Origin of the sequence: Fictibacillus nanhaiensis (assembly GCF_042686385.1) — a bacterium.
Classification (GTDB): domain Bacteria; phylum Bacillota; class Bacilli; order Bacillales; family Fictibacillaceae; genus Fictibacillus; species Fictibacillus nanhaiensis.
In genome coordinates this window covers 595,317-606,384 of the sequence record NZ_JBHUPF010000006.1, presented here as the reverse complement: position 1 = coordinate 606,384, position 11,068 = coordinate 595,317, and the positions used below count along the sequence as shown (strand labels likewise).

The following is an 11,068-nucleotide window of genomic DNA, read 5'->3' as shown; positions in this document are numbered from 1 at the left end:
ATTTTTCTATTAAAGAGCGTGGATTTGTATAAAGGTTCGGTTGGGCCTCATTGAAAAGTTAATTGTAGTGCAGGGTGCGAGACTCATGCGGGACAGGTGGGCAGGTGAGACACTTAAAAGTGAAACGTACGAATGTGGCTCACCGCCTGCCCCGCGGAAAGCGAGCACCTGAAACGGAAATCAACTACCCACACCGATCTTTACTCCCCAGTAATCCCCGAACGGTCCACACCTTCAACGAACCAGCGCTGCGTGATAAAGTACACGATCAATAATGGCAGAATCGACAGGACGGTTCCTGCCATCTTGATTCCTTCGTTCAACTGGTTACCGCCCGACACTCCCATCTCAGCTGGGAACATCTGCTGATACGTGGCAACGAACTTTTGCAGCTGCAGCGGTAATGTGGTTAACGCATCTCCAAAATAAATCGCCGCGAGATACGTTTCGTTCCAATACCAAACGAACGAGAACAAAAATGAGATGATGATCGCAGGCAATGCCATCGGTAAGGCGATCGTGAAAAAGATTCGAAAATGACCTGCTCCATCTAGCTGAGCTGCTTCTTCCAAAGCTTTTGGCACGGCTCTAAAAAACTGATAAAAGATCAGGATGAAGATCGCGCTGTTCAAACCTTGTCCGAACGTTGCCGGAAGCAAGAACGCACTCAAACTGCCGAGGATATTCAGCTCATTAAAGAAGATGTATCTTGGAATGAGCGTCACCTGCGGCGGGATGATGAACGTTGCGAGCACAAGAACGAACATGATCTTTTTACCGCGAAACTCAAATCGAGCGAGTCCGTATCCGACTACTGCTGCAACGGCAGTTTGCGCCAATGCAGGGAGAACCGTCACATACAATGTTTCCATCAGGGTTGAGAAAAAGTTTAGTACTTTGTTCGCCTGCTCATAGTTTCCGGTATAAAACTGTGTTGGAATCCAGTTCACGAGCGGGTTCAACAGATCATCCAAACTTTTAAAGCTGTACACACCCATGTAGAGAAGCGGATAGAGATACACGAAACCGATTCCCACCAAGAGTCCGTAGATCAAGAGCTTGTAAAGAAGACCATCTGTCCCCTGCATGCCCAAAAACATGCGTTTTGTTTTTAAGTAATACTTGTTCACTTGCTGTGTTTTGGTTTGCACATTGATCACATCCTCTTAGGTGTATTTTTTCTTTCTTTTTACCGTCATCACACCAACCGCAATTGCTAGCGCTGCGGCTATGATCAGGAAGTAGATCCAAGATAGCGCTGACGCATAGCCATAGCCTGTGTCTACTTTAAACATGTTCTTCTGAATATGTTCGATGATCGGATTCAGTGAGAAGACTGAATACGTTACGATCGTGTAGATCAAGTTAACGATGATCATCGGCTTTAGACTTGGCAGAGTGATCTTCCAAAAGAACTCCCAGTTGCTCGCACCGTCGATCTTCGCCGCTTCAAAGATCTGCTTGTCCATCTTTTGAAGTGCAGCTAAGAAAATTAAGATCTGTACGCCTGAATACCACAGGATTACGATCAGGTTTTTTATTAAATACAGTAAGATCCCGTTAAAGAAGCCATCCGGGTTATCATTTAACGCCTGATAGATCGCGTATTGTTCAATAGAAGGAATGGTCGTGATTCCTTGATCGATCAGCTCCTTGATCACCGGTCCGCTCGCGATGATAACGGGCAGGAAGAAGATCGTACGGAACAATCCGCGGAACTTGATTCTTTGGTTTAACAATAGAGCGATGATCAATGAAAAGACGATGATGATCGGAACCGAGATGACCATCTCTTCTAGGTATTTTAGGACGCGGTCTACGAACGTTCCATCGACCGAAAACGCGTATTCATAGTTTCCAAAGCTCACAAAGTTCGTTTTGATGCCATCCGTCGTAATCTTTACTTCCTGAAAGCTTAAAAAGAGCGAGTAAAGAAGCGGAAACGCCGTAAAGACGAGAAAGCCGATGATCCATGGTGAAACAAACAGCAATCCTGTAAGATTTCTGTTATTGCCTAGTCGTTTCATCGCTTTCTCCTCCTTCAGTTACCGCAAAATCCTTAGGTTTCACTTCAATGCTGTTACTTTTATAAGTCGCATTCGTATAGTTGACGACAATCACTTTTCCGTTCGAATACCCTACTTCTACAATGCCTGTTTGAGGCACATTGCGGCTGATGATCTCTTCGCCTTCTACATCACCGAGACTTTTCTTGATGTTTTCGTATTGATACAAAATCTTGTCTTTCCAGATCGAATATTCCGATGTGTAAACGTCACTGGATGCTGTTTTAGCAAGAAGGTGTGACGCTTCCTTCGTTAAAAGATACGATGGATAGGCTCCGTACTCGATCATGCGCAGCATCTGATCTTCCGAATCTGACTGAAAGTTCGAGAACGGTGCGTAGTATGGCATGTAGCCTTTTAATACGATCTGCAGAAACGGCACCGTGTCTGTTTCAAACACATAGTTGGACGCGTTCATCGGAATGTCGAGATAGCGGTCGGTCTGATTCCATAGATATGTGTTCGGCTCATAAAGAGCAACGTTCCCTACTTCTTTGTTGAGTGTGCCGAACAGCTTTTGATACGTTTTGATCGTCTGGTTTCGCTCGCTCGATTTTTTCCCGCTAAAGTCAGAGAACAGCGTGTATCCGCTCGTATCGATCGCTACGTTTGAAATGCCTTGTTCTTTAAATTCCTTGGCATCTTCTTTTGCAATCGCAAGAGATTTTTCTGGCGATAGATAATACAATGTCTTCTTATCTTCACTGTGTGAGATCGTCTCAGCACTGATTTTCTTCGCTACGTCTTTGCTACCGGAATAGCCGGATGCTCCGTCGTATGCTTTTGTGTAATCGCTATAAAAATAAAGCGGAATGTTATCTTTTTTAAGACTGTCGATCGTGTGCTTTACGTCGTCACTGCTTCCAAGTTCACTTTCAAACGGAAACTTCTGAGGCAACGTGCCCGTTAGACCGCCTTCTGACCAGCCTTTATAGACGACGAAAAGATCATCAATGTCTTTTTTGAGTTCAGATGTCATACCTGGAATGTCTGTCACCTTCGTCATCGGCAGAACAGAGTCCCACAATAGACCTTCCTTCACTTCGCCACCTAGAAATTCAAGTCTGACGCCGGTTTGGTCGTCTTGCTTTTCAAGCTGTTTTGTTTCAGAAAGATGATTCTGATACGCTTTAGCCATCCCTACATAATCAGCGTCATCTTCTTGTAAGAACATGTATCTCAGCTTTACACCGAAAGGATTTTTCGTTTTTTGATACACGTTCAGACCCTTCATGTTCTTACTCGTCGGCTGGTAATATTCTTTTCTAAAATGAAATTCAGAAGAGATCCAGTTAAAGTCGGTTGAAACACCAGACGGATACGCTAAAATGTCCCCATGTGTGTAGCCTTCTTCGATCACGGCAAGAAATCCGTTCTGCTTCACACCGTGAACCGTTCCGAATACCGGCATCTTGATCTCTTCAACCGGTGTTACTTTTTCTTCTTCTTCCTTCTTCACTTTCGTTTTCAAAAAGGCTTCATCATTACCGTAAATGGATCCCGTAAACGGCGCATCGGCTTTTGTTCCGTTCTTTTCATAACGAATCAATGCTCCTGATCCGTCTGGGATGAACATGTACCCGTTGATGTCACTCTTGTTAACCGCACCTAAAAACGGATAAACGCGCATCGAGATGAGCTTCGTGTATTTGTTTTCTTTAATTTCATTCTCAGGAATTGAAACAACAAGGTCGTTTTCTTGAAGTTCCACGTTCAGTTCAAATTCTAACTTCGACTGGTTCATGTAAAGAGAGGCCGTGAAGCCTTTATCGTTCATCTTCACACGAGGTCTAGAATCGTTCGTCGTGATGCTCTCGGTTTTCACCTTTCCGCGACGATCCATATAATCAACGGTGATCGCAGATTGAGCCATCTGTTCCCACGTTTTGTTCAGTCGGTACTGATCAGGATTATCGAGCCCTGAGTTCCAAACGTATTTTGTTTTCTTGTTCTCGATCTTGATCGCGAGCGTTTCTTCGTTCACATAAAGAGCAAGATTTTCGTTCTCAGCTGCTTTTTCAAAGCCTTGGAATGAATTTTTCTGCTTGATCGTAGCACCATCTGCTTTCTCAGGCTTCGTAAACGATGAAGACGTATACTTCATCACGTTTTGACTCTTTTCTGTTGGTACGGGAGGCTGTTCCGTACTTTTCTTATCATCTTGCGCGGCGAATACAGAGATCGGTACGAGCAAGGTAAGAAGCGCGATACTTATCTTTTTATACACGAAGAACAGCCTCCTTTATGATGGAATAAACAAAATCGTACACTTGATCGATCAACACGAACACGATGAACACTACAAGAAGCATGATCACCATTCCGAACAGCGTAACGAAGATGTTTCGGATCGTGTCTGAGAACGTATAGTTATGGATCTCTTTTAGCATGATGAAAAGGATAATCAGACACCATGCGTAGATGATGCGGATCGAGAACACATAAACAAATGATTCATTATAAGTTAGCACGTTCGACAATAGGGTCAGGATCGGACTGAACACAAGGAACGGAGCGAGTGAATAGATCGTTCCGATATAGATGTCCTTGAACCTTCCTTCACCATCGTTGATCGTACTAACGAGATAGTTCACCACAATGAACAGTGCGAGCGGTACGAGCAATAAGAGAAGCTCGCCGACTAAGTTCGCATCGCTGCTCACCGTTTTAAAGATAAATCCGGTATAGAAGCGGCTGTAAATATACTCGACGATTAAGATTACATATAGAATCGTCGCTGACAGGATCGATGCGTATTGTTTCTTTTTCAAATAATAAAAACTGTCGATCGGATGACGGAAGAACTTGAACAGAAAGAGCAGTTCTCCTATCAATCTCTGTTTCTTAATCGCGCCGAGACTTCTGCGCGGCTGATTCAAAATGCCTTTCTTTTTGTCGATCACTTTTACGATATAGTACAAAATTCCGAAGAAGATGAACGCGAACAACACGGTTTCCAGGTTCTCTTGCATCCACGCATGTCGCACTTCCCAGAACGAGTCTGAATAACCGTACACGTCGTTTGCAAACTGATACTCTTCTAGCGCCTTATCATAGTCTTGTTGTTTGTAGTAAGCAGAGCCCATGGCAGAATGCGCGAGACCGAACGAAGAGTTCATCTCCAGCACTTCTTCCCAATACTTCTGGCTCTCTACATAACGGCCTTCTTTAAAAAGCGCGATTCCTTCATGTACTTGCTTCGAAAAAGCAGTAGATTCAAAGACTTGAATCATGCCGCGTTCTTTGTCTGTAACGTACAGCCTGCCGTCAGGATCGATCGTGATGCCTGTAGGCTGTTTGAACAACCCGAGACGGTTCGTTCCGTCGTCTTTTCCACCGAAGATGAATAACAAATTTCCGAAGCTGTCATATTCATAGATCTCACCGGTGCTTGATACGACGAACATGTTTCCGTCGTGATCCACCGCGATATCTTGCAGTGACTTCTCATCAGAGATGTCACCAAACAGCATGTTCTTTCCGGCAACATTCAGCTTTTTGATCACTTCGTTCGTCGTTCCTTCTGTTACAGAATAGACGAGACCTTGATCATCAAGCGCGATGTTGTCTGGCGCAGGAGGTGTCTTCATGAACATATTTGCTTTTTTGCTCTCTGATGTGAGAAGCTTCTGCAAAAACGTGCCGAACGATCCTTCTGTGCTGTTTACGCCGTAATAGCCGAGGAATCCGCCATCTTTACTAAGCTGAATGATTCCGTTCGTTGACCCTTCACTGATTACATAGATGCTGCCGCGACGGTCGACCGCTACTTTTTGCGGTTTAAAAGAAGAGCTTTTACCAAAAAGCGGTGAATCCGGCTTTTCGTATTGCTCCTCGACCTTGCCGTCTTGCGAAAAGCGGAATACCTTCTCTTCTTCATAATCCGCTACAAAGATCTTTTCGTTTTCGTCCACATAAACGCCAGTTGGTGATTTAAGAACACCTTTTCCGATCTCACGGACAAATTTACCGTTCTTATCGGCGACGATAATCTTCTTAGCACCAGAATCCGCGATATATAAGTTTCCTTTTGTATCAGAGAAAATATCTTCCGGGTTCGTGATCTCAACGTCCGGCAATAAGGTACCGACCGGTGTGTAGGCAGTCTGTGTTTCGATCGTCTGACCGTCTGCTGATAATGTTTCTGTCTGATAAGGGACAGATGCAGAAGCGATAGATGAGATCGGAACAAGCAGGAATACCAAGAATGCTACAAATTGGGCAAAGCACTTCATTTCTCCCCCCTCCTACTTTCTTACTTGATTCCTGAGTGGGCCATCGTGTTCATCACCTGGCTCTGCAGAATTATAAAGATGATTAAGTTTGGTACGAACATGATCAAGGAAGCTGCTGCTGCGAGTCCTTGTCCTGCTACGTTGTTTCCTTCAACCGTTGAAGTTAACGTCGACATGTAGAACGAGAATGTCTTCAGTCCTTCGTCGTTCACATAGAGTGACGAGCTCTCAACACTGTTCCATACGAGCTGGAACGATAGAATCGCGATGGTAGCGATCGCAGGTTTGACGAGCGGTATGATGATCCGTACGAAGATCTGAAAATCAGATGCTCCATCAAGCCTCGCTGCTTCGAGCAGTTCATCGGGTATCTGATCGATAAACTGTTTGACAAGAAACAGACCGATCGGCATCGCGAGTAGCGGTAGGATATGAACCAAAAACGTATTGATCAAGCCGAGTTCATCGATCAACAGGTAACGCGGAATCATAACCGCTGCTGGTACGAACATGAGCGCTAACGTGTTGATCTCAAAGATCGCTTTTTTCATTCTAAAATTTTTCTTAGATAGCGCGTAGCCTGCCATCGTGCTGATGATGACGGTCAGCACAACAACGATCAGCGTAATCACAACAGAGTTGAACAAAAAGCGCGACATCGGAACACCGGTATCGTTCGTCTTTGTAAAAAGGTCTACAAAGTTCTGCAATGTTGGGTTTTCTACAAAAAAGCGCGGTGGATACGCGAACAGTTCGTCGATCGGTTTGAACGCATGAAAGAATATATAGACGATCGGCAAAGCCATAAAGATAGCCAGTGGAATTAAAAACGCAAGAAATTTCAGCTGACTTTTATGAAACTTTGACGGGTTCATTCTTGTCCCTTGAAAGGCTGACATGTTGATCACTCCTTTTTCGCTAGTCTTTCTCTCCAAACAGCCTCCAGGCTACTTTCGAGAACAGATATACAACGATGAGCAGCACGACCGAGATCGCTGCCGCATAACCCATCTCATAACGGATAAAACCATAATCTTCTAAGTGGTTGACCATAAGCTGACCCGCATATTGCGGTGTCGGGTTAGCACCAGAAAGCGCCACCCCGATCGCACCAGCTTGAAACGTTCCAACGACTGCCATGACCGCGCCGAACAACATCTGCGGCTTCATGGACGGAATCGTAATATAGATGATCTCTTGAAAACGGTTGTTGATGCCGTCGATGTATCCAGCTTCATAGATCTCGGTGTTAATGTTCAGAACACCTGATAACATCGCGAGGAATCCAACACCCATAGAGCCCCAAAGTGTTACAAAGATCATGATCTTCATGAGGTACTCAGGTGACTGCAGCCATTGGATGGGCTCTAACAGCACACCCATCGTAAGAAGCAAGCTATTGAGATAACCTGTTTCATCTCCAGAGAAGATGATCGTCCAAACAACCGCCATCGCAACACCTGCTGTCATGGATGGCGAGTAGATGATTAGTGCAAGCACCGTTCGCATACGCTTTGGTACTTGAGCGAGCGCCCAAGCGAGTATGAACGATAAGATATACCCGCCAGGGCCCACGATCAGTGCGAACGTTAACGTGTTCGGCAGGATCTTCTGCATGAACACTTCATCCTGTGTGATCAGACCGACATAGTTGCTCAAACCGATGAACGTCGGTGTTTCGATCGCGTTAAAATACGTGAATGACAATAGGATTGCCGCTGCAACAGGTATGATGATAAACGTTGTAAAAAAGATGATATACGGAGCAAGGAACATCCACGGTGAATAATCTCGTTTATTTGGTTTCTTTTTCATTCTCATCGCCTGCCCAACTTTTCACTTGTTCTATCGTAGGAATCGGATACGGCTTGACCATCTTGCCGTCCCTCACATAACCGAACTCTTCCATCTTTCGCTTGATCTCCCGGTCGATCGCAACGACTGAATCGTCAACTGCGGATCTCGGGTTCACACCGTCGAACACGATGCGGTTCCAGATGTTCGAAAGCTCACGCTCGATCATGTACGAACCTGGATTTTTCGGTACTTCGTATAGATACTCCCATTGCTTCAGGATTGTTTTCTTATGCTGTTCTGGCCACGGAAGGTTCTTGAACGCTTCTAGGTTGGACGTGTTCCACATGTATTCTGGTCCGTACAGCATCTGAAGATTGGTCGCGAACTCGGTCTGCGTATCTTCTGACAGCCACCATTTTAAAAGCTCCCACGAATCTTCCTTGCTCTTCGTCCCTTTGAAGATCATGGCAGACTGGCCAGAACCTGTTGCCCAACGCTCCACCGTTCCGTCTTCCTTTTTCACACCAGGATGCGGTGCAATATCCCACCATCCTGCGATCTCTGGAGCGGCTGCTGTAAGCTGTGTATATGTGGTAAAGTTAGCCGTCCCGATCGGTAGTGTTGAATATCGGAAATGATTATAAAAGTTTGGCACTTGTAACGGCATGCTGTAGATCGTGTTTAGCTCTGCCATGAACTGTATACCTTTTAGTGATTCTTCTGTTCCGATCGCCGTCTTCATTCCATCTTTTCCGTACAGATCTCCATCAAACTGATACACGAACGGAGCGGTTGCTTGGAACGGCTTAAAGCCTGTTGCACCAGCGATATGCGTATAATAGTTCATCCCAAAACGCTGAAGCTCTGGCAAGATGCTCTTCACGTCATCCCACGTATCTGGAACCGGAAGACCGAGTGCTTGCAGGATATCTTTTCGGTAAAACTGAACAAAGAAATCTTGCGTCTCTGGCATCGCATAGACCGAATCATCGATCATAAGCGGTAGAAAAGCTCCTGGTGAGAACTGCTTGCTGAATTTTTCAAAGTCATCGAACTGATGCAGATCAACGGCCGCACCACGGATAGATAACTCGTACGGCAACCATGAAGAGATACCAAGCGCAATGTCTGGCTGTTTGTTCGACGCACTCGCGAGTATCAGCTTCTGCTCTTCTGGCATGATCGAGAACTTTACTTTAATTCCTGTCTCTGGCGTAAAGTTTTGATCAGATAGATTTTGTAGAAGTTCAACATATTGACGAGGTCGGTTTACCCAAACCTCTAACGTATCTTCTTCCGCTTCACTCGCTGAATAATTTTCAGAGAAGAACGATAAGAAGAAGCGTTGGATTGAGTCAATCAGCTTTTCCCAAAAACCAGCTTCTGCATCTGGCACATCTTTTTCATCACCATGCACGTAGAAGCGATCCACTGTTAACGGCTGTTCGGGCAGCGTTACGAGCATGTTTCCGAGCAATTGTGCCGCGGAAGACGATCCTTCTGACAGCTCTGTTAGTCGGCTTGGAATCTGGTCCGGCTTTTTGCTAAGTGCTCTTAGCTTTTGTACCGCCATCTCAAGCGAAACCATATCTTTTGAATCTTCTTTTGTTTCATCAAGTTTTCTAAGGTACTTCAGTTCTTGCTCTAGCTCATCCGCCCAGCCAGTCAGTTTTTTATCGATGCCTGGAATGTACTCGCCGATCTTCCAGCCACGAGACGTATCTGTCTGATTCCCTGTAAGCTTTCGTATCTCAAGCGTCAGCTCTTCCATCTCGCGCATCACTTTGTTCGTCGTATGAAGAACAGGCTCAACAGGCGCAGCATCCGCTTCTAGACCGATCTGATGCTTCCCTTTTGATAGATAAAACAGATATGCTTTTCCATCTTCATCTTCTAACGTCACGTTATCCCAGCTTTTATTGAATGGGAATGTAACCGGTGAAGCTTCTTGAAACGGAACTTTTCCATCGATCAACAGTTTTCGAAAAACCGGACCACCTGTCTCTTTGTTCTGCAACACTTTAAATGTCAGCTTATAAAAGCCATCTTTCTTCACGTTTACGTTCCAGTTCACCGTCTGTCCGGAGTCTTTCCACGATTCAGAGCCTAGCGTGTTTAATAGAAGATTCTTTGGAGAGCTCGGTACCGCTGAAGAATCATCTGCTGCAAAAGGACGTATGTACGAGCTGTTCTTTTCATAGTCCTTCTCGGCTTCATGCGTGATCATTGTTTCAGCCAATTTTGCGTTTTCATGTTTCTTTACGTAATCTTTATAGCTTGGTAGTTTGCTAGGTGATTTCACGTATGCTTTTCCTAGCAACATCTCACCTGATAGGTTCGTAAGCTGGATCGTATTACTTCCTTTTTTCAGTTCGTAACGAAGCGGCTCAGATTGAAGCTGACTCGCATCTTCTGCTGTTAACGTGTTCCAACGCTCGATCCGCTTCTGCTTTGGAATCATGTCGTTATCAAACCGATCTTTCTCAAAGGTGTTTTTCTCGTTTTTCCAGTCGGCCGGAAACACGATTCTGCGGCTTTCATAAAAAGGATAGTTACCGTTTACCTGAATGGCGCCCTCTATTGGAACAACCTCGTTGCTCAGTGGATAATAATCAAACGCTAGCTCATAAAGTCCCGCTTCCTCCACATTCACTTCATAAGAAACGGACTGTCGGTTATGCCAATAGAAAACACGATCGTTATAGCCCTTACTCCCTGATTCTGACAAAAGGTTCTTTTTGTCTTTAATCTTAAAATCAGAAGGTGAGACAGACGCTTCAAACTCTGAAGCGTCCCCTGTCCCTTTCTTCTCCCAACTGTTAAGGGCGGTATGATAGTTTTCCTCCACGACTTGTTCGGCAGGCTTATTATCCTGACTGTTGCCTTCAGCTGATGCATAGGTTTGTGGAAAAATGAGACACAGCGCTAAACCTAACCAAAGAAATCTTTTAAACTTCATACTATCAACCT

7 protein-coding genes are annotated in these 11,068 nt (G+C 44.9%); all 7 read right to left on the bottom strand.

Annotated features, from left to right (window positions below):
• Positions 1 to 200: 200 nt before the first annotated feature.
• The 7 genes from ACFS5O_RS06665 to ACFS5O_RS06635 are packed head-to-tail and all read right to left on the bottom strand — an operon-like array spanning position 201 to position 11,057.
• Positions 201 to 1,151, bottom strand: a complete 951-nt coding sequence (locus ACFS5O_RS06665) for a carbohydrate ABC transporter permease (RefSeq protein WP_260858293.1) — start codon at positions 1,149 to 1,151, stop codon at positions 201 to 203.
• Between the two features lie 15 nt (positions 1,152 to 1,166).
• On the bottom strand, positions 1,167 to 2,027 hold the full coding sequence (locus ACFS5O_RS06660; RefSeq protein ID WP_205725200.1) for a carbohydrate ABC transporter permease: 861 nt from the start codon (positions 2,025 to 2,027) through the stop codon (positions 1,167 to 1,169).
• Positions 2,008 to 4,293: a DUF5696 domain-containing protein gene (locus ACFS5O_RS06655; protein WP_205725199.1), complete on the bottom strand. Its 2,286-nt coding sequence runs from the start codon at positions 4,291 to 4,293 to the stop codon at positions 2,008 to 2,010. Before ACFS5O_RS06655 ends, ACFS5O_RS06660 begins: the two co-directional genes overlap by 20 nt.
• Entirely contained in the window at positions 4,286 to 6,301 is a 2,016-nt protein-coding gene (locus ACFS5O_RS06650) for a YIP1 family protein (protein WP_205725198.1), read from the bottom strand. The genes ACFS5O_RS06655 and ACFS5O_RS06650 overlap by 8 nt, the downstream gene beginning before the upstream one ends.
• 20 nt (positions 6,302 to 6,321) lie before the next feature.
• On the bottom strand, positions 6,322 to 7,200 hold the full coding sequence (locus tag ACFS5O_RS06645) for a carbohydrate ABC transporter permease (protein WP_205725197.1): 879 nt from the start codon (positions 7,198 to 7,200) through the stop codon (positions 6,322 to 6,324).
• Positions 7,201 to 7,219: 19 nt separating this feature from the next.
• A complete protein-coding gene (locus ACFS5O_RS06640; protein ID WP_082861496.1) occupies positions 7,220 to 8,116 on the bottom strand; it encodes a carbohydrate ABC transporter permease in 897 nt (298 codons plus the stop codon).
• On the bottom strand, positions 8,097 to 11,057 hold the full coding sequence (locus tag ACFS5O_RS06635; RefSeq protein ID WP_205725196.1) for an extracellular solute-binding protein: 2,961 nt from the start codon (positions 11,055 to 11,057) through the stop codon (positions 8,097 to 8,099). Before ACFS5O_RS06635 ends, ACFS5O_RS06640 begins: the two co-directional genes overlap by 20 nt.
• Positions 11,058 to 11,068: the final 11 nt, after the last annotated feature.

Coding starts and splice junctions, on each gene's coding strand:
- ACFS5O_RS06645 (WP_205725197.1), bottom strand. CDS start 7,200: ATGTCAGCCTTTCAAGGGACAAGAATGAACCCGTCAAAGTTTCATAAA.
- ACFS5O_RS06660 (WP_205725200.1), bottom strand. CDS start 2,027: ATGAAACGACTAGGCAATAACAGAAATCTTACAGGATTGCTGTTTGTT.
- ACFS5O_RS06640 (WP_082861496.1), bottom strand. CDS start 8,116: ATGAAAAAGAAACCAAATAAACGAGATTATTCACCGTGGATGTTCCTT.
- ACFS5O_RS06635 (WP_205725196.1), bottom strand. CDS start 11,057: ATGAAGTTTAAAAGATTTCTTTGGTTAGGTTTAGCGCTGTGTCTCATT.
- ACFS5O_RS06650 (WP_205725198.1), bottom strand. CDS start 6,301: ATGAAGTGCTTTGCCCAATTTGTAGCATTCTTGGTATTCCTGCTTGTT.